This window comes from Micromonospora sp. NPDC085948, from assembly GCF_040686315.1.
GTDB lineage: Bacteria > Actinomycetota > Actinomycetes > Mycobacteriales > Micromonosporaceae > Micromonospora.
In genome coordinates, this window is sequence record NZ_JBFBJW010000010.1 from 129490 (window position 1) to 151098 (window position 21609).

Consider the following 21609-nt stretch of genomic DNA (forward strand, 5'->3'; position numbering starts at 1 on the left):
GTCAGCCTCGGCATCACGACGCCCCCCGGGCATGCGGGGCGTCGCATCAGGACTTCACCGCGGCCGCCGACGACGCGCGGCGGACGACGCGCGTCCGCACCCCCACCCGAGCACCCCGTGCTGCCGCCGAGTCCCCGACCCAGCACCAGAGGAAGCGCCGATGAAATCAAGGATCGCACTGCTGGCCGCCGCGCTCGCGACGGCCCTGGCGACGATGACGGCCGTGGTCACGGTCGCCACCCCAGCGTCGGCCGCGACGCTCACCCAGGTGACCAACTTCGGCACCAACCCGACGAACCTCCAGATGCACCTGTACGTGCCGGACCGGGTCGCCGCCCAGCCGGCCCTCCTCCTCGCCCTGCACTACTGCACCGGCAGTGGCCCGGCGGTGCACTCCGGTTTCGGGCTCAGCACCCTCGCCGACCGCTACGGCTTCATCGTGATCTACCCGTCGGTGACCCGCAGCAGCAAGTGTTGGGACGTCTCCTCCCCGCAGGCGTTGCGGCGCGACGGCGGCAGCGACCCGATCGGCCTCAAGTCCATGGTCGACTATGTCCGGGGCCGCTACCCGGTCGATGCCAACCGGATCGCCGTCGGTGGGTTCTCCTCCGGCGCCATGATGACGAACGTCATGGCCGGCCTCTACCCGGACCTGTTCAACGCCGGGTTCAGTTCCTCCGGGGTTCCGTTCGGCTGCTTCGCCACCACCAACGGCGCCGAGTGGAACAGCGAGTGTTCCGGTGGGCGCATCGTCCGGACCCCGCAGCAGTGGGGCGATCTGGTGCGCAACGCCTACCCCGGCTACACCGGCAAACGCCCCCGGATGCAGATCTGGCACGGCACCACGGACACCACGCTGAGCTACGTCAACTTCGGCGAACAGATCAAGCAGTGGACAAACGTCCAAGGGGTGTCCCAGACCCCCGCCTACACCGACTCCCCGCAGACCAGCGCCACCCGCACCCGGTACGGGGGCACCGGCGGCACGGCACCTGTCGAGGCCATCAGCTTCCAGGGGTACGGCCACTCCATCCCGTTCGACGCCGCGCAGGCCGTCCGGTTCCTCGGTCTCGACACCACGAGTCCCACCACACCGCCGCCGAACCCGACCACGCCGCCGCCGGGCGGCACGGCCGGGCCGCTGCGCAACGTCAACGCCGGTCGCTGCCTGGACGTCCCGTCGAGGTCACAGACGAACGGCACCCAGGTGGCGTTGTGGGACTGCAACGGTGGCACCAACCAGCAGTGGACGCCGACCGCCGCGAGACAACTCCAGGTGTACGGCACGAAGTGCCTGGACGCCGAGGCCGCGGGGACCACGTCGGGCACCCGGGTGATCATCTGGGACTGCAACGGCGGCACCAACCAGCAGTGGAACCTCAACACCGACGGTACGGTCACCGGCGTGCAGTCCGGCCTGTGCCTCGCACCGAACGCCGCCGGCACCGCCAACGGCACCCAGTTGGTCCTCTCGACCTGCAACGGCGGGAACAGCCAGCGGTGGACCCGCAGCTGAACCGGCGCGCCCTCCGTCGGTCGCGCCGCCGAAGCGCGCCGACGACGTGAGGTCAGCCAGCCGCGCGGCCCGGCTCGGGGACGTTCCCGAGCCGGGCCGCGCGGCCCGTGTGGCGCTGTCGGTTCGACGGTCTGGGGCGTCAGGCGTCGTCTTCGCCCCGACCGCCGCGCCCTGAACGACGCCCGCGGACGCCGACGGCGGCCAGGAGGGTAACGACCGCGGCGACCAATTGCAGCGCGCCGCCGAGCAGATCGACCAGGCTGGAGATGGCGTTAGCGTCTGGGTGCATGAACGGCCTCCGGGTTCGTGCCCACCGTCCGCTTTCTGCGGAAGGCCCTCCCCCGGGCCCAGCGGTGACCGCTTGAGCGCCGCCATCATTGTGGCACCCTCCCTCACCAAGTGGAAGCTGGTGGCCCTCGGCGCGGAGCCATGTTCCCGGTGGCACGCCCGCGCGGACCAGAGCGGCAGCGGCGCTCCGCGTGTGGAAAGCTCATAGACACAAGCGGATGTGGCGAGCCCCACGATCCGCACGTCCAGTACGAGCACATTGCGAATTGTCAAGTTGGCGACACTTCCGCGACGCCATGGCCGCCGCCACCACCAATACCATAAAGCGCATGTCACCAAAGGTCTCGATTGTCGCCACGGACCGCCACCGGGAGCCCGGCCCACGGCCAGACGCCGACGTGACCTTCCTGCCGATCGCCGACGACGGCGGCGTTCCGGTCTACGACGACTCCGTCCCCGAGCTGATCGAGGAACTACTCGCCGCACGGCTGACAGCAGGCACCTGGCACCCCCTCACGGAGTGCGAGTTCGTCTCGTCCCGGGGCGTGCTGACCGACGCCCTGCTCCAGATCGCCGTGGGGATCAGCTCGTCCGCCGGCTGGTACGCGTTGCAGACGCTGTTGCGTCGGCGCGGCGGGCAGCAGCTCCGGGTGGTCGCGATCTTCGACGACGGCACCGAACGTCGGCGCGCCGAGGTGACCGGAGAGGCGGACGACGTGGTGCAGGCACTGACGACGCTCAACCCGTTCGGCTCGGAGCCGACCTGATGACGCCCGCCGCACCGAATCGCCGCCGATCCGGCGACGAGCGACCACCCGAGGCTCGTGCGTGAGGCCCCGCGGCTTCATTCGCCGCCCGTAGCGGAGGAACGCCGCCGACTCGTCGGACAGATCACGACCGTGCTGGAAGCGTCGTCGGTCGTGCAGGACCCGAGCAGTCGACAGTTGCTGTTGCAGGAGTTGCGGCACGCGCTGGGCGGCGCGCTGGACTACCGCGAGGTGGGCGTACTCCGACTCCAGCTCATCGCGCTGGTGACGGCCTGCGTGGACCGACCGGGTGGGCTGCGCTGCCTCGCCGAATGCCTCGAGCTGCTCGAGCCGGAGAGCAAACAGACAGTCGCGTTGCTGCGCCTGGCCGACGACTGGCAGGCGTACGAGTTGCTCTCCGACTACGACGTCGCCTGGTTGCGCGGGGAGCTGTCCACGCTCGACGCGACCCCTGACCTTCGACAGTTCGTCGCCGAGATTCGCGCGACCCCCGCCCCACCCCGGTGCGAGACCGCGTGGGAGCTGTTCGCCCACCTCACGTCGGCGAACGCGCATGGCGAGGTGCCGTCCTGGCTCGTGCTGCTCGACCGACTGGCGCCGGCCGTGGCACAGGCGTCGCTGCCCCGGCTGCGCCAGCTGCGCAAACAGCTGGCCACGCACTGGGGCGTCGCGGATCAGCTCGACGCCGCTCAGCCGACCGCAGCGGCACCCGCCCGCAGCGCCTACCTGGTGATCCAGTTCGAGAAGTACGGCGGCGACGACGACACGTACATCATGTCCCACTGGTACCAGTGGGCGTCTCCGGAGTGGCAGCCGATCCGCGGCGAGGATCGGCACGTCGCGTACGAGGAACTCGAGGCGGCCGTCGACCGGGTCGTCAACGAGGCCGAACGCCGTTGGGCGGCGCGGGCCGGCGCGGTGACCATCGAGTTCGTGCTGCCCTGGCAGCTGATCAACGAGCCGGTCGACACCTGGCGCAAGGAGCTCCAGTCCGCGCTGCCAAGCCCCCTGACCACGGAATACCCCCTGGTGATCAGGAGCCTGGAGCGCAACCGGGCCAGCCACTGGCACCGGCTCTGGCGCAGCCGCTGGCGACTCGTCAGCGACCACCCCGGCGAGCGCAAGCTGATCCACTGCGCCGCGCGGCACCACGCCGACGTCCAGCTCGAAGCGATCCTCAAACGCGAGAGCGCGGTCGCCGTGCTGGTGCTCAGCGAGACCCCGACCGCCGACAGCATCGGCGAGCGGCAGTTGCTCGTCGGGCTGCGCTCCGGTGTGCCGGCGATCGTGTGGCACCGAGACCCACCGTCCAAAAAGGATCTATGCCAGACTGTTGCGTCGATGGTCGACGGTCGGGCGTCGGACACCGACGTCACAGCCCTTCCGAACCGCGTCGCGCACCTGCGACAGTTGGCGTGGAGCGAAGACCCGGAGGGGCTCGACAAGCACATCGGGCATGGCTTTGTGATGTTGTTCGACGATCCGGATCGGCAGCCCGGAGGGGCGGACTCCGCCGACGGCGACAGGCGAAAGGTCCTGGCATGAGCGGCAACGGCCAGCGGAGCACAGGGAGTGCCGCCAGTCGGCGCACACAACGGTCAGGCACGGGCGCCCACGACCGTCACCGCCCGGTGCCGCCGCCGGCATCGACGACCGGGCCGTGGTGAGCCGAATGATGCCGTCAGCCGTCGACGTCGCGAGCGGCCCTACCAACGGGACGAGGCTCGATCCGGGACACCACCCCCGGGATGTTGTCGTGGTCGTCGACGACGACGCGGTGATGGAGTTCTGGACCGAGGAGATCTCCGCCTTCGTCGCGCAACTGCGCGCCCAGCCGGGCTTCAGCTCGGTCGAGGTCTGGCGGCTGGCCGTCAACGATGGCGCACTCGTGGTGACCGACAGCGCCGACAGCGGCCCCGTCGCCCCCTCGGCACTCGTCGACCCGACCGGGCAGCGCGTCGTTCTCCTGTTGACCCACGGCGGATCCGACGCCTGGCGAGGCGGCCTCGTCCAACCCGTCCTCGTCTCCTGGGCCGCCAGCATGACGATCGCCGTGGTCAACCTGTTGCCCCAACAGCGGTGGCGCGAGCGACGGATGGAGACGACCGAGGTGGCCTGGAGCCCGACCGAGTCGGATTCGGCGACGCACCGGTGGTCGTGGCGGGTGAGCGGTCTGGACCTTCGCCCCACCGACGAGCAGGACGACGCCCGGCTGACAGCGGTTCCGGTCATCGAACGAGGGGCCGACTGGTTGCGACGGTGGAGCGGGCTGCTCTCCGAGACGCCCACCGGGGACGTCCGGCTGCCCGCGCTGCTCCTGCCGCCCGATGGCGAGATCCCCCGCCGGGTGAGCCGTGCGCTCACCGCACACGACCTCGTCGCCCGCTTCCGGGCCACCGTGTCGCCGGCGTCGTTCATCCTCGCGACCCGACTGGCGGCCGCGCCGCTCAACGCCCGGGTGATCCGCGCCCTGCTGAAGACGATGGTGCGGTCGGGGCCGGCGCAGCTGACCGAGGTGCTGACGAGCGACCTGGTCCGACCCGTCCTGCACCGGGCCGCGCCGGCGAACGACACCCGCATCAGGTACGAGTTCGCGCACGGCGTACGCGAGCGGCTCCTCACGCTCGGGTACCGCGACCGCACCGTCGAGGTCCAGCACGTCGTGGAGTACGAACTGGCGCACGACGTCGCGGCGGTGCGCAACCTGACCCTTCGCATCAAGGATCCGCGCCACACCTCGTACGAGCGCGTCACCCCGGCCGCGGAGCCCTATCTGCGGGTCGAGTTGGCTGTTCACCTCTCACTGGGCGGGCCGAACCTCGTCGCGGCCGCGCGGCTGGGCCAGGCGCTCGGCTCACCCATTCCACGGCAGGTACGTCGAGTACTGGAGCCATCTTCCGTTACCGCCCACAGGACCATGGAGTCCGGAATGTCTGACAGAGTGAAATCGCCGGACTCGGCCGCCTCGATCGGCACTGCGCCACACACCATCCTGGACACCGAGACGGGCATCGAATCGGGCCTGCCGTCGTCGTCCCGTGATCTGCCGCCCATGCAGCGGCTCGACGGTCAGCAATCGGCGCTCGTCGGCAACCTGCCCTTGCGGAACACGAACTTCACCGGTCGACGCGACCTCCTCGACCGGCTGCACCAACGCCTGCGCGCCGGCACGACGGCCGTGCTACCCGAGGCGGTGCACGGCGCCGGCGGCGTCGGCAAGTCGCAGCTCGTCATCGAGTACGTCTACCTGCATCAACAGGACTTCGACCTGATCTGGTGGATCCCGGCCGAGCGCCCCGCGCAGATCCAGTCCGCGCTTGTGGAGTTGGCGACGCGCCTGAACCTGCCCGTGCCCGCGACGGCCAACACGGCCGTACCGGCGGTGCTGGAGGCGTTGCGCGTGGGTCGCCCGTACTCGAACTGGCTCTTGATCTTCGACAACGCCGAGGATCCGGAGAGCGTCGAGCGGTTCTTCCCGAAGGGCGGCCCGGGCAGCATCGTGGTCACCTCTCGCATCAGTGCGTGGCGGCGGATCGCCAACAGCCTCCCGGTCGACATCTTCGAACGCCAGGAGAGCATCGACCTGCTCCGTCGTCGAGACCCGGACCTGGCCGTCACCGACGCCGACCGGCTCGCCACGGCGCTGGGCGACCTCCCGTTGGCCATCGAGCAGGCGGCGGCCTGGCGCGCTGAGACGAAGATGCCGACCGACGAGTACCTCGACCTTCTCGACGCCAGTCGTCCGCTGTTCGACGACGAGACGACGGCGCGGCAGGATTATCCCGAGCTCGTCGCCGCGGCGTGGAACGTGTCGCTCAACTGGTTGCGGGAGCGGGATCCGGCGGCCCTGCGGCTACTCCAGGTGTGCGCGTTCTTCGCGCCCGAGCCGATCGGCAAGGTGCTCCTGTCCAAGCCACGTGCGCTGCGCATCCACCCCGAACTGGATCCCCTCGTCCGCAACCCGATCCACCTCAACCAGGCGATCCGCATGATCGGGCGGCTGTCGCTCGCCCGGATCGATCACCGGACGAACTCGTTCCAGATGCACCGACTCGTGCAACGCGTGCTGATCAACCAGATGGACCGGGAGGAACAGGAGGAGATGCAGCACGGCGCCCACCTGCTGCTCGCCGGCAACGACCCCGACCAGCCCGACAACAGCGACCACTGGCAGCGGTACGCGGACCTGTATCCGCACATCCTCGCCTCGCAGGCTGAGCGGTGCTCGAACGACCTCGTCCGGGACATGGTGTTGAACGAGGCGAAGTACCTGTGGCGATGGGGTGACCACCTGGCGGCCCGGGGCCTCTCCCAACGCGCGTGGGCGGCCTGGACCGACAGCAGCTCGGACGGCGCCGACCCGGACAGCCTCCGGGCGGCGAGCTGGCTCGGCTTCATGCACTTCGTCGTCGGTGACTACGCCGCGGCGGCCCCGCTGAACGCCCGGACACTGAAGCTCTACCGGCAGACCATCGGCGACGACCGGGAGGAGACCCTGGACGCCATCGGCGCCGTGGCCGCCGACCACCGCGTCGCCGGTGACTTCGCCGGCGCGCTGCAACTGTCGCTCACGGTCTACGAGCAGGCCAAGCGGAACTTCGGCGAGGACGAGCCGTTCACGTTGCGCGCCGCGCACAACCTCGCGGTGAGCATGCGACTGTCCGGCCTCTTCGGTCGAGCCCTCCAGCTCGACGAACAGACCTACCAGCGCCTGGTGCAGATCTACGGCACCGACCACCCCGACACTCTCAGCACCTTCGGCGGCATCAACCTCGACCGCCGGGAGCTCGGCGACTACGTGGCGGCGCACGCCGATCAGGAGACCGTCGTGGCGACGGCCCGACGGATGCTGAAGTACGACGATCACCCGTCGATCCTGCGCGGGAGCCGCGCGCTGGCGACGTTCCGGCGCAAGGCCGGCCGCCACAACGACGCCCTGGACCTCTCGGGCTACGTGTTGGCCCGCTTCCGGTCCCGCTACGGCGACAACCATCCGGACACGGTGCTCGCCACGCTGACGTTCGCCATCGACCAGCGGCTGAACGGTGACCTGCGGGCAGCCCGGGAGTCGGCGGAGATCGCGGTGGAGGGGCTACGCCGGCTGTACGGCGACAGCCACCCGCACACCGCGGGGGCTCAGGTGGACCTGGCGGTGACCCTCCGGCTGCTGGGCGAGTGCGCCCAGGCCCGGGATCTCAACCAGACCGCCCTGCACCACCTGACCAGCCGGCTCGGCGAGTCGCACGCGCTGGTGCTCACCGCCCGGGTCAACCTCGCGAGCGACCACTACGAGCTCGGCGAGTACGCCGAAGCCCACGCTCTCGACCTGGAAACGCTCGCGCTGTGTCGGCAGGTGTTCGGCAACAGCCACCCCACCACGCTCGTGTGTGCGCTCAACCTCGCCATGGACCTGCGCGACCTTGGTCGTGAGGCCGAGGCGAGCATGATGTTCGACAAGGGTCTCGAGCAACTGCGGCTGACCCTCGGCGCGCAGCACCCGGCGGTCGCGGCGATCGGTGCCGGCGTCCGCGCCAACTGCGACATCGACCCGCTGCCTCTGTGACGACGGGGTCGACCCGGCGGGATCAGGCGGCCAGCCAACCCGCCGGGTCGACCGTGTCGAGGTCCCGGTCGGGGATCAGACGGCCGACCCAGGTGGCCAGCTCGATCGGGTCCGGACCGACCGTGGTGTCGCCGCGCGAGCGCAGCCCGTCGACGACGGCGAGGACGATCTCCGGGTAACCCAGCAGTGCTCGCGGCACCGGGTCGGCGGGACGGTCGAGGTGGGTGAGGCCAAGACCCACCCAGCCGTGCACGCTGGCGGCGTCCTCGTGCAGTTCGTCGAGGTAGGCGGCCCGCGCCCGGGGCAGGTCACCGGCCACCAGGGCGAGATCGGCCTCGGTGGCGCCGGCCACCGTGGCCCCCACCTCGTCCGGTGCGGCGCACAGCCGACCGAATGCGGCCGGGTCGACAAGCAGGTACCGGCGGAGCACGGCCCGGGCGTCGAGCAGGCCCTCCGGTGGCGCCGCCAGCACCGTGCGACCGAAGCCCGTCTCCGCCGTCGGATCACGGCGCTCCCAGGCTGCCGCCAGCGCGTCCCGGTCGGCGGGTTGGATGCTCATGTTGTGGCCCCGCCACATCGCGCGATGATCGACGGCGACGACACCCGCCGCGTCGAGCGCGACGGCGGGGACCGGGTCCTCCTGGTACGCCTTCAGCTCGGTGTGCAGGGTGTCGACGAACCGCTGGCCGTGCCCGGTCAACCGGCCGGACGCCGCCATCATCCGCAGGACGTCGAGGGTCTGCCGTCGCCACAGGGCGAACTCGAAGTCCGCGGCGGCCCGTTCGTCGAGCGGTGCGTCGTGTCGGTAGGTTCGCCAGAACCGGGTGATGCCGACGAAGGCGTACGCGCCCTGGAGGATGCCGGCGAGTGGCCTGGGGTCGTCCCGCCAGGGGGCGTAGTAGCGGACGTCGCCGCCGCCCTCGACGAGGGTGAGCAGGTGGGACAGCGCACCGAGCTTGTGGTGCTGCGACTCGTGCACCAGGGTGACGGCCAGTTGTGCGGCGTCGTCCGGCTCGGAGAGCAGCACACCCCCGAAGGCCTCGGCACCGGATGCGGACAGTTGACGGAACCGGGCCCGCGGCGGTAGGGGCGCCACGCTGCGCAGGATCCCGGCGATCGCCTGCGCCCCTCCGCGCTGCTGACTGACCAGCAGCCCCCAGGCCTGCGCGAGAAGCGCGCGCCAACGGACGACGTCGGACGCCGACAGCGGTTGGGGCGGCGAGGTGCCCCGCAGGTCGCGGTACACGTCACGGTCGTGCAGTTCCACCCGGAGCTCGACGCCGTACGAGTCGACCGCGACGATGATCGGTGGGTGCCAGTTGGGGTCGTCGGCGGCACCGCATCGCACGGTCCGGGCGGTGCTCACCAGGTCGACCTGCCCGGCGCGGGCCCGCACCCGGACGACCGGCACGGTCGGTGGGATCGAGGCGGCACCCACCGTGGGGAGCACTGCCGCGCCGTCGCGCACGGGAATGTCGACGTCGAAGGAGAGGCCCGCCCGCACGGCGCTCGCCGCCGCCAGGGCGTGCAGGTATCCGACGTCCAGCCACAACGGCACGGTGGGATCGGGATCGTCGTGCAGCCGACGCAGGGTGTGGGCGGCCCAGATGCCGACCTGTGGTTGGGCGAGGACGTCCTCGGTGGCGGCCGGATCAGCACCGTGCGCCTGGGCGAGGAGCTGCCAGGCGTCCGCGACCGGCGCGAGCGGACCGGCCGCGTCGGGCCGAGTGGCGCAGCCGTCCAGGAGCGCCCGCAGCACGATCAGCCGCCAGCTCCGCTCGGACCGCCAGAGCGCCGCGATGGTCTGTCCGTCACCTGCACCGGAGGCAAGGGCCTGGAAATGCTCGGGATCGAGGTACGTCGGCCCCAACGTCACGGGATCAGACGACATGTCCCTCCGAATCCGGCCCGGCAGACCGTATCCGACTCGGGAAGGAGCCGTTGTAGCCGCTGATGCTGCCCCCCGAGTCGGCAACTCTCTCTCGCACCCGCGAGATGGCCGCGGTCAGGCCGGGGCGGTCAACGGATCGTAGAGTAGCAATGTCCACCGTTGACAAATCGAGCAATTCCGACTCGATACCGGTGAGGCTTTCCTCCATGTACGACAACCCTTCCGACGATGGCTCGCAATGGCTCCATCATCGCTTATGTCTGGAGCGCAACGAAAGCGTCACATCGAGCTACGCCCACCGTAACCCGCACTGCGGTGACGTGACGGTCCGACGTGGATCGCCCGCGGCTCGGGTCAGGCGTACGGGGCCAGCCGAGCGGCGCTCTCCTCGACCTGAGCCATCGCGACGTCGTCGCTGGCGAAGAAACGGACCGCCTCCACGAGTTCCGCCAGGGCGCCCGGATACCGCAGACAGGTCCGGACGATGCTGATGGTGTCCGCCCGGGCCGCGCTGCTGCGTCGGATCGCGGCATACACCTGACCCCGAAGAAGGGACAGGATCTCCTCCCGGTCGTTGGGCCGCAGGAACTCCGGCATCGCCAGCAGCGCGTCCACGAGGGGACCGAGCAGGGACGGCGGCGGGGACGCCGAGGTCGGCGGCGCCGGCTGCCCCGCCGGAGGTCGACCGAGCACGAGGCCCTCGTCGCCGAGCGCGTTGCGGTACCAGAGGTACGTGGGGGTCTGCCCGGTGAGCCCGGTCGCACGCAGCTCGGCGAACCGGTCCCGGAGTGCGGCCACCAGCCGAGCCGGGTTGCCGAGCAGGTCCGGGTCGTCGGATTCCAGCAGCCGCAGCACCTCCCGACTGAACAGCCCGGTACGTCGTACCCGCAGGTTGGCCGCGGCCTGTCCGACACCGGCGGCGAACAGCACGTCCTGTGTCCGACCGGCGGCGGGTTCGCCGGCGGGAAAGGTCTCGTTGCCGGGTGTGCGCAGCGCGTGCGGGCGGTCGTGCGACTGGCACGCGTCGACGATCCACAACTGCCGGTCGAACGACCGCACGAGGTCCGAGGCGAACGTGGCGAGCATGGAATCCAGGTCGAGTGAGCCGGCGTCGGTGGCGGTGGCGTCGGCGTAGTAGAGCCGCCGGTGCCGGCCGGTGTCGACGTAGCCGTGGCCTCCCCACACCACGTAGAGGGTGGACTGGGGGCGGGTCGGCAACTCCCGGAGCAGCACGTCCCGTACGGTCGCGCGATCGGCGGCTCGCACGACGACTCCCGGCGGGACGGCGCTCGGATCGGGTTCGGGGGCCAACAGCAGGGTCACCTGCTCCGGCGGCACCCCCCAGGCGACGAACCGGCGTGCGAACCGGATGGCGTCGTCGACCGGCCCGACCAGACTCCAGTCGCTCCCACCCTCGTACCTGTCGATGCCGACACCGAGCACCTGGACGTCGCGCGAATCAGGGCCGAGATCCACTGTTCACCCCGTCTCCGGGCTGCGACGGAGTGAGTCAGCACGCATCCGGTAATCATGCCCCCGGGACCGCGTCGACGACGCCCTCCGCGAGGCCTGATCACGGGCCGGACGCCGGGCGCTGACGTCACCGGGGTGGTGCGGCACTGTCGCGGACGACGAGCTCGGTGGCCAGCTCGACCCGAGGGCTCTCGGTCCTCTCACCGGCGGCGAGGCGCAGCACGGTCCGTGCGGCCAGCATGCCCATCTCGGCCAGCGGTTGGCGCACCGTGGTCAGCGGCGGGGAACACCACCGGACCTCGGGCAGGTCGTCGAAGCCCACCACGCTCACGTCGTCGGGCACCCGCAACCCGCGTTTGCGCACCGCCTCGTAGACGCCGAGCGCCATCTGGTCACTGGAGGCGAAGATCGCGGTGGGCGGGTCGGGCAGGGCCAACAACTGGGTGCCGGCGCTGAATCCGCCCTCGTGGTAGAAGTTGCCGGGGCGGATGAGGGCGTCGTCGACGGGGATGTCGGCGGCGCCGAGCGCGGCCCGGTAGCCGTCCATCCGGGCCCGGCTGCACATCAGGTGCGGTGGGCCGGCGATGAAGCCGATGCGGCGGTGGCCGAGGCTGATCAGGTACTGGTTGGCGCTCAGGCTGCCGGCCCAGTTGGTGGCGCCGATGGTGGGCGACTCCTGCGGGTCGACACCGGCCGGGTCGATGATGACCACCGGCAGGTGCAGGCGGCGCAGCTCGGCCTGCAACGGTGGGTTCACCATCGAGGTCACGAAGATGATGCCCTCGGTGGAGCGCGTACGCATGTTGTCGAGCCACTGCTTGGCCGAGGAGATGCGCCAGTGGATGGCCGACACGACGGTGCCGACGCCGCTGCTCTGGCCGACGTCCTCCACCCCACGAATGATCTCCACGGCCCACGGGCTGTCCAGGTCGTTGAAGACCAGGTCGATGAGGGCGGCGTCGGTGCGCCGGGCCGGCGACCGGCGACGGTACCCGTGCCGGTTGAGCAACGCCTCGACGCGTTCCCGGGTGTCCGGGGCGACATCGGATCGCCCGTTGATGACCCGGGAGACCGTGGGCACCGAGACACCGGCCAACCGCGCGATCATCGCGATGGTGACGTTTCGGCCGTTCTCCGCGCCCACGGTCGCTCCTTCGTCTGCCGAGAGGCTTCAGGTCTGCTCGCGGTGCTGCGGTGTCACCCCTTGACGCTGCCGGTCAGGCCCCCGATGAGCTGCCGTTCGGCCACGGCGTAGAAGCCCAGGGCCGGGATCATGGACAGCACGACGTACGCGAGCACCCGTGCGGTGTCGTCGGCGTACTGGCCCTGGAAGGCCTGGACCCCGACGGGGAGCGTCCACCAGCTCTGGTCGCTGAAGACGACGAGCGGCAACATGAAGTTGTTCCAGCTGGTCACGATCGCCAGCACCGAGACGGTGGCCAGGGCGGGACGGGCCATCGGCAGCAGGACCCGCCAGAAGAACCCGAAGGAACTGCACCCGTCCAGGACAGCTGCCTCCTCCACCTCGGCCGGGATGGTGCGGAAGAACTGGCGCAGGATGATGATGGTGATCGGCAGCCCGAAGGCGGCCTGGGGCAGGATGACGCCGAGCGGGTTGTCCAGCAGGCCCATGCCGCGCAGCAGGATGAACAGCGGCAGGATGGCCACCGCGAACGGGAACATCAGGCCGATCGCGAAGAGGGTCACCAGGAACTCGCGGCCCCGGAACGCGTAGCGCGCGAAGACGAACGCGGCCATCGCCGCCGCGCCGACGACGATGACGGTGCTGCTGACGGCGATCAGCACACTGTTGCCGAGCTGTCGCCAGAACAACCCGTTGGCGAGGATGTCGACGTAGTTGCCCACCCAGGGGTCGGGCCAGCCCAGCGGGTTGGTGGACAGTTGACCGTTGTCCTTGAAGCCGCCGAGCACCCCGAACCAGACCGGTACGACGATCAGCGCGCCGACGGCCACGCAGATCAGGTGCAGCACGAGGCTGCGGGTCCGCTGGGCGCGACTGATCCTGGCGGTCATCGCTGGCCTCCCTGGTTGGTGATCGCGCCTGCGGTGTCCCGACGCAGGACCATTCGCTGGTAGAACAGGGCGAAGACGAGGCTCAGCAGGAACATGATGATGCTGATCGCGCTGGCGTAGCCGACTTCGAAGCGGCGGAAGCCGTACTCGTACATCGTCACGGCCATGGTCTCCGAGGAGTGGATCGGGCCACCGCCGGTGAGCACCCAGACCATGTCGAACAGTTGGATGGTGCCGATGACGGACAGGAACACGCTGATCCGGATCGTCGGGCCGAGCAGGGGCAGGGTGACGTGTCGGAACGCCTGCCAGGCGGTGGCGCCGTCGGTGACCGCGGCCTCCGAGAGTTCCTTGGGGATGCCCTGTCGGGCCGCCAGGAACAGCATCATGTAGAGGCCGAAGTACTTCCAGGACACCACCAGGAAGACGGCGAACAGCACGGTGTCCGGGTCGGCGAAGACGGCACCGGCATCGGCGCTCAGCCACCCGGAGAGCGCCTCGCCCAGGCCCCGGTTGGGTGAGAACACCAGGGTGAACAGGACGGCCGTGGTGACCTCGGACAGCACGTACGGGGCGAAGAAGATCAGCCGGTAGACGGCGCGGCCCCGCAGGGGCTGGTTGAGCAACATGGCCAGGGCCAGCGCGGCGGGCAGTTGAACGGCCAGCGACAGCAGCACCAGCACGAACCCGCGCCACAGGTCGCCCCGGAAGGTCGGGTCCTGGAAGGCGCGTGTGTAGTTGTCCAGCCCGATGAAGTTCTCCGGCAGCCCGAAGCCGTTCCACTTGTAGAGGCTGCCGTAGCCGGCCACCAGGATCGGGGCGATGACCAGCAGCAGGAACAGCACCAGGGCTGGTGTGAGGAAGATGGCGAGGACGCCGCCGCGGCCCGGCCGGGGCTGGCGGCCGCGCTGACGCGCGGTGCCCGGCCCCGGTGCCGACGGGTCCGTCGCCGTGTCGCCGCGCCTGGTGTCCGACACGGTCGATGGCGTGGTCATGCCTACTCCACTGGGGTTTTGCGGCCGGCTACGGATGGGTGGAAGAGCACGGTCAGACGGTCTTCGCCACCTGCGTGATGTCCTTGACGACCTGCGCGGGCGACTTGTTGCCGGCGATGAGCTCGGCCACGCTGTCGTTGATCTGCGAACCGAGCGCCGGCGCGTACGCCTGGTCGAGGTAGAGCTGGAAGCCGGTGTAGCTGGCGAGAGTGTCCGCGACGGTCTTGGCGTTGGGGTCGGTGATGGCCGACGCGGCTTCCTTCACGGTCGGTAGCACCGCGCCGGTCTTCGTGGCCGTGCGCTGGTTGTCGGCGCTGAGCAGGAACTTCAGGAAGTCGACGGTGGCCCCGGGCGCGTTCTTGCCGACGGCGAAGCCGTTGCCGCCGCCGAACACCTCGGTGGCTGCGCCCTTTCCGCCGTCGACGGCGGGGAACGGGAAGAAGCCGAGCTTGTCGCCGATGCCCTTCTTGCTGGTGGAACTCGTCCCCTGCGTCGCCGGCGCCCACTGCCCCATGAGCTCCATGGCGGCGCCACCGTTGCCCATGGTGGCGGCCTGCCCGTCGGGTGAGCTGTACGAGGCGCCGAGGAACCCCTTCTGGAACGGCTGCAGGTCGACGAGTTCCTTGAGCCGGTCGCCGGCGGCGACGAGGTCGGGACTGTCGAAGTTCTTGTCCGTGACGGCCTTCTGCAGCGCGTCCTTGCCGCCGATTCGCATCGCGAGGTAGGACCAGTAGAAGTGGGCCGGCCACTTGTCCTTGCCCGCCAGGGCGATCGGGGTGATGCCCGCGGCCTTGAGCTTGCGGACCGCGTCGAGCACACCCGTCCAGGTGGTGGGGGCGGCGGTGATTCCGGCGCGGGTGAAGAGGTCCTTGTTGTACCAGAAACCGACCATGCCGATGTCGAACGGAACGCCGTAGATCTTGCCGTCGATCGTGTACGGCTCCATGGCGGCGGGCAGCAACCCGCCGATCCACGGCTTCACGTCGTCGGTGAGGTCCTTGACCAGCCCCGCGTCGACCTGCTGCTTGAGCACGCCGCCGCCCCAGGACTGGAAGAGGTCCGGCGGGTCGCCGGCCTGGGTGACGGTGGTGAGCTTGGCCTTGAACGCCTCGTTCTCCAGGGGCTGGATGTCGAAGGTGACGTTGGTGTGTGCCGTCTTGTACTCGTTCGCGATCGCCGCCCAGACGGGCAGCAACGGGTCGGTGTTCTGGATGTGCCACCAGTTGATGGTCTGCGGCGCGTTCGGGTCGCTGGACTTGTCGTCACCGCTACAGGCGCTCAGCAGGTAGGCGCCGGCGCCGGCACCGGCGAGGCCGAGCAGCGTTCGGCGGGAGAGGTGCGTAGTCATGATCCATCCCTTCGGGGACTCACAGGGTGCTCGGACGCCGGCCGAGCCGGCGGGGTGGGACTTATGGATCTCCGGAACTTTCATTGCTTCGCCGGTATTACCGGTCGATGGCCGGCACGCTACGAGCTGTGGCCGCAACGGTCAAGACCTCTGTCCTATTGCGAAAAGACCGGCTAGCGTAGGCAGGACTTCCAGTGATCCGGGACCGCAAGTTTCCGGAAGTTCCAGACAGTCGTCCAGAGGAGCCCTCGTGTCGACCGACATCGCTAACGTGGTGACCGCTGCCCGGTCGATCCGCAACCCTGTCCTCGCCGGATTCCATCCGGACCCGTCGATCCTTCGCGTCGACGATGACTACTACCTGGCCACCTCGACCTTCGAGTGGTATCCGGGCGTGCGTGTGCACCATTCGCGTGATCTCGTGAACTGGCGCACGCTGGGTGGGATCATCACCGACCGCCGCCTGCTCGACCTGCGCGGCTGCGGTGACTCCAACGGCGTGTGGGCGCCCGACCTGACGTACCACGACGGTCAGTTCCACCTCGTCTACAGCGACGTGGCCAGCTTCGCCAGCGGCTACTGGGACCCACAGAACTTCCTGGTCACCGCCGAGGACATCGCCGGCCCCTGGTCGGATCCGGTGAAGCTGCACGGGCGAGGTTTCGACGCCGCCCTGTTCCACGACGACGACGGCACCACCTGGCTGCTGAGCATGAGCGCGGACTGGCGACCCGGCCGGGACCGCTTCGGCGGCATCGAGATCCAGCAGTACGACCGGGCCGCGCGCCGCCTGGTCGGCCGGCCCCGCATCCTGTTCACCGGCACCCCGGTCGGGGTCACCGAGGGCCCGCACCTCTACCGCCACGACGGTTGGTACTGGCTGATCACCGCCGAGGGCGGCACCAGCTGGGAGCACCAGGTCACCGTGGCGCGATCCCGGGAGTTGTTCGGGCCGTACGAGGTGGACCCGGACGGCCCGCTGCTCAGCTCGGTGGGCCGGCCCGACCTGCGGTTGCAGAAGGCCGGTCACGGCAGTCTGGTGCGCACCCAGGGCGGCGAGTGGTATCTGGCCCACCTGGTGGGTCGCCCCTACTCACCGCTGGGCAGTTGCGTGCTGGGCCGGGAGACCGCGATCCAGCGGGTCGAGTGGCCGGCGGATGGCTGGCCCCGGATCCCCGGCGGGGTGCCCGCGGACGAGGTCGTCGCGCCGGACCTGCCCGCGCACCCGTGGCCCGCGGAACCCGACACCGACCACTTCGACGCCTCCGAGCTGGGTTTGTGCTGGTCGACGCTGCGCCGGCCGGCCACCGACGACTGGATCGACCTACGGTCGCGCCCGTCGCACCTGCGCGTGCACGGCGGGCAGTCACCGGTCGGTCGACAGGCCCCCAGCCTGGTCGCGCGACGCGTCGAGGCGACGCACTGCTCCCTGGAGACGGTGGTGGAGTTCGACCCGGTCGACCACCGTCAGCTCGCCGGCATCACCGCCTACTACAACACGCTGAACTGGCACCACCTCTACCTGACCCGGGCCGACGACGGGCGGACGGTGCTGGAGCTGCTCAGCTCCGACAACGGGCGACGCACCCCGTACCCCGAGCTGACCGTCGACGCCAGCGGGGTCACCCGGGTCGGTCTGCGGGCGGTGTTCGACGGGCCGGTGGTGGGCTTCGAGTACGACCTCGGCGCCGGCTGGCGGCGGCTCCCGGTCGACCTGGACGCGACGATCCTGTCCGACGAGCACGCCGCACTGATCATCGACGGCGAGCCGGCCGCGTGGGGCTTCACCGGGGCGTTCGTCGGCCTGTGGGTACAGGATCTCGGCGGCGACGGCGTGTACGCCGACTTCGACCTGGCCACCTACCGCGAGCACTGACCGCGCGGACGGCACCCCCCGGGGTGCCGTCCGTGTCCGTCGTCCTACTTCACCTGGCCGGCGACGGTACGAAGCTGGCCGAGGGTGGTGCGGAAGCCGTGGCCGGACGCCGCCGGGTCCTCGGCGACCAGACCGCTGACGGCCATGGCCTGCGAGCGGGACACCGCGACCGCGTCGTCGCCGGCCCCGGCCACGTCGAACACCCCGAAGTCGCCGCTGAGCGTCCGGAACGTCGGGGCCGCCAGGTCCCTGGCGAGGTAGAGCACCACGACCTGACCCGCCGTGAGCGTGGACATCTGGGCCATGTCGGCCACGCCGCGATCCAGGCTGGCGAGCGTGATCCGCGTCCCGGCCCCCACGGACGATCCGCTCGCCGCGCGCAGCACCTCGTCCACCCGGAACCCGTCCGCCCCGACCGCACCCCGGACCACCAGGTCCGCGGCCTCACTGAGCTGCCGCACCGTGCCGTACCCGCGCAGCTTGCCCTTGACCGCCGGGGCCGCGACGCCGGTGGGCGTGGCCTCGGTCGGCGCGGCCCCGGTCGGCGCGGTGACGCTGGGCGTGCCGACCGGATCGGCGCCCGCGCTGCCGCAGGCGGACATCGCCGCCACGGCGAGGACGGCGGCGGCCGTGACCCACAGAGACCGGGTACGGCGGAGGTGGACTGCCATGGAGCGCTCCTTGCGTGTCGGTGCCGTCCCGGGTCGTCTCGCCCGGGACGCGGCACTGCTCAGGCCATCTAACTGGGTGGTCCGGGGGCCGAGCACCCCGGTAGCCGGCCGGGCGCACAACGCCCGCCGACAACGAGATGAACATGCGTCGTCACGGCCTGCGCTCGTCGATTGACGGCGACCCGACGTACTGATATCTGTTAATACAGTTTCCAGATTCTCGTGGTGCCCGCCGGGGCCGATCGCCGCGCCGGGCATCGACCGGCCGGCGGCATGCCGCCCCTTCCCCGAGGAACACCATGGTGCGCAAGAGAACAGCCGCCTACGTCGTGGGCACCCTGCTGACCGGCGTCGCGGCGGTCGGCTACGGCCTGCCGTCGGCCAGCGCCGCGACCGCCGGCCCGATCACCGGCCTCGGCGGCAAGTGCATCGACGTCGCCGGGGCCAATCCGGCGAACGGCACGGCGGTCCAGCTCTACGACTGCAACGGCAGCGCGGCCCAGACGTGGACCGTCGGCAACACCGACACCTCGATCCGCGCGCTCGGCAAGTGCCTGGACGTCACCGCCGCGTCGACCGCCAACGGCGCCAAGATCCAGCTGTACGACTGCAACAACACCGGTGCGCAGAAGTGGACGGCCAGCAACGGCGCCCTGGTCAACACCGCCTCGGGCAAGTGCCTCGACGTGACCGACCGGAGCACCGCGAACGGCGCCCGGTTGCAGATCTGGACCTGCGGGGGCACCAGCAACCAGCGGTGGACGCTGCCCGGCGGGGGCACACCCACCCCCACGCCGACCGCTACCGTCCCGGCCGGCACCAACCTCGACGACCCGGCGAAGAAGGACGTCGCCATGCAGCTCGTCTCGGCCGCGGAGAACTCGTCGCTCGACTGGCGCGCGCAGTTCTCCTACATCGAGGACATCGGCGACGGTCGCGGCTACACCGCCGGCATCATCGGATTCTGCTCCGGAACCGGCGACATGCTCGAACTGGTGCAGGCGTACACGAACACCAAGCCGGGCAACGTGCTGGCCGGCTACCTGCCGGCGCTGCGCGCAGTCAACGGCACCGCGTCGCACGCCGGCCTCGACCCCAACTTCCCCCGCGACTGGCGGACGGCGGCCAACGACTCGGTGTTCCGGGCGGCCCAGGAGGCCGAGCGGGACCGGGTCTACTTCAACCCTTCGGTACGCGACGGCAAGAACGACCAGGTCCGGGCGCTCGGTCAGTTCGCCTACTACGACGCGGCGGTCATGCACGGGTACGAGGGCATGCGCCAGATCCGCAGCCGCGCCCTCGCCCGCGCGAAGCCCCCGGCGCAGGGCGGCGACGAGCGGACCTGGCTCAACGCCTTCCTCGACGAGCGGGTCATCGAGATGAAGAAGGAGGAAGCCCACTCGGACACGTCCCGCGTCGACACGGCCCAGCGGGTGTTCCTCAACAACGGCAACTTCAACCTGAACACGCCGTTGGCGTTCGCCGTCTACGGCGAACAGTTCCGCATCGGCTAGGCCCTCCGGCACGCGCAGACGCTCAGGGCGCCGCCTCGCGGCGCCCTGAGCCGTCCCCGGGCTCGACCTTGCCTTGACGCTGACGACAAGGTTTAGCCTGGTCGCGACGGGCTGGTCGAGGAGGTCTGATGCTGATCGGCGAGCTGGCGGAACGGGCCGGCACGAGCACCCGGACGTTGCGCTACTACGAGGCCCACGGGTTGGTACGTCCGCAGCGCTCGGCCAACGGCTACCGGGTCTACGACGAGGCGGAGCTGCGGGTGGTCCAGGAGATCCGCGCGCTGCTCGACGTCGGCTTCGGCCTCGACGACGTCCGTCCGTTCGTCGCCTGCCTGCGGGCGGGAAACGCATCGGGCGACGTCTGCCCCGATTCCGTGCTGGTGCTGCGACGCAAGCTCGCCGAGGTCGACGACTACCTCGGTCGGCTCGCAGCGGTCCGTCAGCAGTTGCACACCCAGCTCAACCACGCCATCGCGCACCGGGAGGAAACATGCCCCAGGAGACGACAATCGGCTCCCTGACCACCGTCACCGACGACACGTTCGCCGAACTGGTGCTCGCCAGCGATCGGCCTGTCGTGGTCGACTTCTGGGCCGAGTGGTGCCCACCCTGCAAGATGATCGAGAAGAGCCTCGTCGAGCTGGCCGGGGAGTTCGGCGAGCGAACGGTCATCGCCAAGCTCAACTCCGACGACAACCCGCAGGCCACCCGGCGCTACCGGGTCATGTCCCTGCCGACGCTGCTGGTGTTCCGTCGGGGTGAGGTGGTCGGTTCGGTCGTCGGGTCCAGGCCGAAACTGCACCTGCGGCAGAGCCTGACCACGCACGCCGGGCTGTGACCGATCGAAACGCACACCCATCACTGGCACAATCGTCGACATGGTCGACTGGCACACCCGAGGTGAGGCGGGTAGTGGCGTCATCCGGCTCTCGGAACCGCACGTCAACGAGCTCCTGTCGGCGAACTTCTGGTGGTTGCGCGGCAACGATCGTGATCTGGTGATCGATGCCGGGCTCGGGGTCGTCGCCCTCCGGGAGGCGATCCCGGCGATGTTCGAGCGCGATCCGATGGTCCTGCTCACCCACGCGCACCTGGATCATGTCGGTGGGGCGGCCGAGTTCACGGACCGGGCCGCGCACCCCGCCGAGGCGGAACTCCTGACGGCGGGCGTGCCGGCGAGCCTGTACGGCGCGGAACTCTTCGACAAGCTCGGGATCGACGCGACGGGCGAACCCGTCCCGGAGTTGATGATCGACGTCCTGCCCGATCCCGACTACGACCCGGCCAGCTACCGCATCCCACCCATGACTTTGCACCGCTTGCTCGACGACGGTGACCACGTCGACCTGGGCGGGCGAACACTCACCGTGCTGCACCTTCCCGGCCACACCCCGGGCAGCATCGCCCTGCTGGAGCAGCGCACCGGGACCTTGTACTCCGGCGACATCATCTACGAGGGCGCGCTGATCGACGACCTGCCGAACTCCGATGTGGCCGCCTATCGGCGCAGCATGGAGTTTCTCGCCGATCTCGACGTGTCCGTCGTCCATCCCGGCCACGGGCGCAGCTTCGACCGGACCCGCCTACGTCAGCTGGCCGAGGCATACCTGCGCAGAGATGTCCAGACGCGTAAGTCCTGACCCGCGGATGGCGAGCGCCCGATCGGGCCAGCG

At 70.2% G+C, this 21609-nt stretch carries 17 protein-coding genes; 9 read left to right on the forward strand and 8 right to left on the reverse strand.

The annotated features are described in order from the left end of the window. The first annotated feature begins 160 nt into the window (after nucleotides 1–160). Nucleotides 161–1516, forward strand: coding sequence for a PHB depolymerase family esterase (locus AB0O48_RS23910; RefSeq protein ID WP_365068438.1), 1356 nt, complete (start codon nucleotides 161–163; stop codon nucleotides 1514–1516). Between the two features lie 139 nt (nucleotides 1517–1655). On the opposite strand, the gene AB0O48_RS23915 is transcribed toward AB0O48_RS23910, so the two are convergent. Further along, complete coding sequence (locus tag AB0O48_RS23915) at nucleotides 1656–1805, reverse strand: hypothetical protein (protein ID WP_357250022.1); 150 nt, start codon at nucleotides 1803–1805, stop codon at nucleotides 1656–1658. Nucleotides 1806–2133: 328 nt separating this feature from the next. On the opposite strand from AB0O48_RS23915, the gene AB0O48_RS23920 reads away from it, so the two are divergent. From AB0O48_RS23920 to fxsT, 3 genes are all read left to right on the forward strand, one after another. Then, nucleotides 2134–2571, forward strand: coding sequence for a hypothetical protein (locus AB0O48_RS23920; RefSeq protein ID WP_357250025.1), 438 nt, complete (start codon nucleotides 2134–2136; stop codon nucleotides 2569–2571). Between the two features lie 57 nt (nucleotides 2572–2628). Beyond that, nucleotides 2629–4116: a hypothetical protein gene (locus AB0O48_RS23925; protein ID WP_357250028.1), complete on the forward strand. Its 1488-nt coding sequence runs from the start codon at nucleotides 2629–2631 to the stop codon at nucleotides 4114–4116. 211 nt (nucleotides 4117–4327) lie between these two features. Then, nucleotides 4328–8134, forward strand: coding sequence for an FxSxx-COOH system tetratricopeptide repeat protein (fxsT, locus tag AB0O48_RS23930; protein WP_357250031.1), 3807 nt, complete (start codon nucleotides 4328–4330; stop codon nucleotides 8132–8134). A gap of 22 nt (nucleotides 8135–8156) precedes the next feature. On the opposite strand, the gene AB0O48_RS23935 is transcribed toward fxsT, so the two are convergent. From AB0O48_RS23935 to AB0O48_RS23960, 6 genes are all read right to left on the reverse strand, one after another. Beyond that, a complete protein-coding gene (locus AB0O48_RS23935) occupies nucleotides 8157–10025 on the reverse strand; it encodes an HEXXH motif domain-containing protein (RefSeq protein ID WP_357571044.1) in 1869 nt (622 codons plus the stop codon). A gap of 354 nt (nucleotides 10026–10379) precedes the next feature. After that, complete coding sequence (locus tag AB0O48_RS23940; RefSeq protein ID WP_357571046.1) at nucleotides 10380–11501, reverse strand: hypothetical protein; 1122 nt, start codon at nucleotides 11499–11501, stop codon at nucleotides 10380–10382. A 124-nt stretch (nucleotides 11502–11625) separates the two neighbouring features. After that, nucleotides 11626–12642: a LacI family DNA-binding transcriptional regulator gene (locus tag AB0O48_RS23945; protein ID WP_357250038.1), complete on the reverse strand. Its 1017-nt coding sequence runs from the start codon at nucleotides 12640–12642 to the stop codon at nucleotides 11626–11628. A gap of 53 nt (nucleotides 12643–12695) precedes the next feature. Then, nucleotides 12696–13532 (reverse strand): carbohydrate ABC transporter permease, encoded by an 837-nt coding sequence (locus AB0O48_RS23950; protein ID WP_357250041.1) that lies wholly within the window; start codon nucleotides 13530–13532, stop codon nucleotides 12696–12698. Further along, a complete protein-coding gene (locus tag AB0O48_RS23955; protein ID WP_365068442.1) occupies nucleotides 13529–14527 on the reverse strand; it encodes a sugar ABC transporter permease in 999 nt (332 codons plus the stop codon). The genes AB0O48_RS23950 and AB0O48_RS23955 overlap by 4 nt, the downstream gene beginning before the upstream one ends. A gap of 52 nt (nucleotides 14528–14579) precedes the next feature. Continuing rightward, nucleotides 14580–15875, reverse strand: a complete 1296-nt coding sequence (locus AB0O48_RS23960; RefSeq protein ID WP_365068444.1) for an extracellular solute-binding protein — start codon at nucleotides 15873–15875, stop codon at nucleotides 14580–14582. A 250-nt stretch (nucleotides 15876–16125) separates the two neighbouring features. Here AB0O48_RS23960 and AB0O48_RS23965 point away from each other — a divergent pair, with 250 nt between their 5' ends. Continuing rightward, on the forward strand, nucleotides 16126–17751 hold the full coding sequence (locus AB0O48_RS23965) for a glycoside hydrolase family 43 protein (RefSeq protein ID WP_357250050.1): 1626 nt from the start codon (nucleotides 16126–16128) through the stop codon (nucleotides 17749–17751). 44 nt (nucleotides 17752–17795) lie between these two features. Here AB0O48_RS23965 and AB0O48_RS23970 read toward each other — a convergent pair whose 3' ends face one another. Further along, a complete protein-coding gene (locus AB0O48_RS23970; RefSeq protein ID WP_365068446.1) occupies nucleotides 17796–18422 on the reverse strand; it encodes a hypothetical protein in 627 nt (208 codons plus the stop codon). Between the two features lie 299 nt (nucleotides 18423–18721). Here AB0O48_RS23970 and AB0O48_RS23975 point away from each other — a divergent pair, with 299 nt between their 5' ends. The 4 genes from AB0O48_RS23975 (at nucleotide 18722) to AB0O48_RS23990 (ending at nucleotide 21576) form a co-directional block, all read left to right on the forward strand. Further along, complete coding sequence (locus AB0O48_RS23975; protein ID WP_357250056.1) at nucleotides 18722–19936, forward strand: chitosanase; 1215 nt, start codon at nucleotides 18722–18724, stop codon at nucleotides 19934–19936. Between the two features lie 128 nt (nucleotides 19937–20064). Continuing rightward, nucleotides 20065–20457, forward strand: coding sequence for a MerR family transcriptional regulator (locus AB0O48_RS23980; protein WP_357250060.1), 393 nt, complete (start codon nucleotides 20065–20067; stop codon nucleotides 20455–20457). Then, the gene (gene trxA, locus AB0O48_RS23985) at nucleotides 20445–20774 is read left to right on the forward strand and encodes a thioredoxin (protein ID WP_365068523.1); all 330 of its coding nucleotides are present in this window, start codon (nucleotides 20445–20447) and stop codon (nucleotides 20772–20774) included. Before AB0O48_RS23980 ends, trxA begins: the two co-directional genes overlap by 13 nt. A 40-nt stretch (nucleotides 20775–20814) precedes the next feature. Further along, nucleotides 20815–21576 (forward strand): MBL fold metallo-hydrolase, encoded by a 762-nt coding sequence (locus tag AB0O48_RS23990; protein ID WP_365068449.1) that lies wholly within the window; start codon nucleotides 20815–20817, stop codon nucleotides 21574–21576. The last annotated feature ends 33 nt before the right edge of the window (nucleotides 21577–21609 follow it).

What these genes read in the sequence shown, in the direction of transcription:
- AB0O48_RS23970 (WP_365068446.1), bottom strand. Translation starts at nt 18,422, where the DNA reads ATGGCAGTCCACCTCCGCCGTACCCGGTCTCTGTGGGTCACGGCCGCC.
- AB0O48_RS23975 (WP_357250056.1), top strand. Translation starts at nt 18,722, where the DNA reads ATGGTGCGCAAGAGAACAGCCGCCTACGTCGTGGGCACCCTGCTGACC.
- AB0O48_RS23980 (WP_357250060.1), top strand. Translation starts at nt 20,065, where the DNA reads ATGCTGATCGGCGAGCTGGCGGAACGGGCCGGCACGAGCACCCGGACG.
- AB0O48_RS23990 (WP_365068449.1), top strand. Translation starts at nt 20,815, where the DNA reads ATGGTCGACTGGCACACCCGAGGTGAGGCGGGTAGTGGCGTCATCCGG.
- AB0O48_RS23915 (WP_357250022.1), bottom strand. Translation starts at nt 1,805, where the DNA reads ATGCACCCAGACGCTAACGCCATCTCCAGCCTGGTCGATCTGCTCGGC.
- AB0O48_RS23960 (WP_365068444.1), bottom strand. Translation starts at nt 15,875, where the DNA reads ATGACTACGCACCTCTCCCGCCGAACGCTGCTCGGCCTCGCCGGTGCC.
- AB0O48_RS23935 (WP_357571044.1), bottom strand. Translation starts at nt 10,025, where the DNA reads ATGTCGTCTGATCCCGTGACGTTGGGGCCGACGTACCTCGATCCCGAG.
- AB0O48_RS23950 (WP_357250041.1), bottom strand. Translation starts at nt 13,532, where the DNA reads ATGACCGCCAGGATCAGTCGCGCCCAGCGGACCCGCAGCCTCGTGCTG.
- AB0O48_RS23955 (WP_365068442.1), bottom strand. Translation starts at nt 14,527, where the DNA reads ATGACCACGCCATCGACCGTGTCGGACACCAGGCGCGGCGACACGGCG.
- AB0O48_RS23910 (WP_365068438.1), top strand. Translation starts at nt 161, where the DNA reads ATGAAATCAAGGATCGCACTGCTGGCCGCCGCGCTCGCGACGGCCCTG.
- AB0O48_RS23920 (WP_357250025.1), top strand. Translation starts at nt 2,134, where the DNA reads ATGTCACCAAAGGTCTCGATTGTCGCCACGGACCGCCACCGGGAGCCC.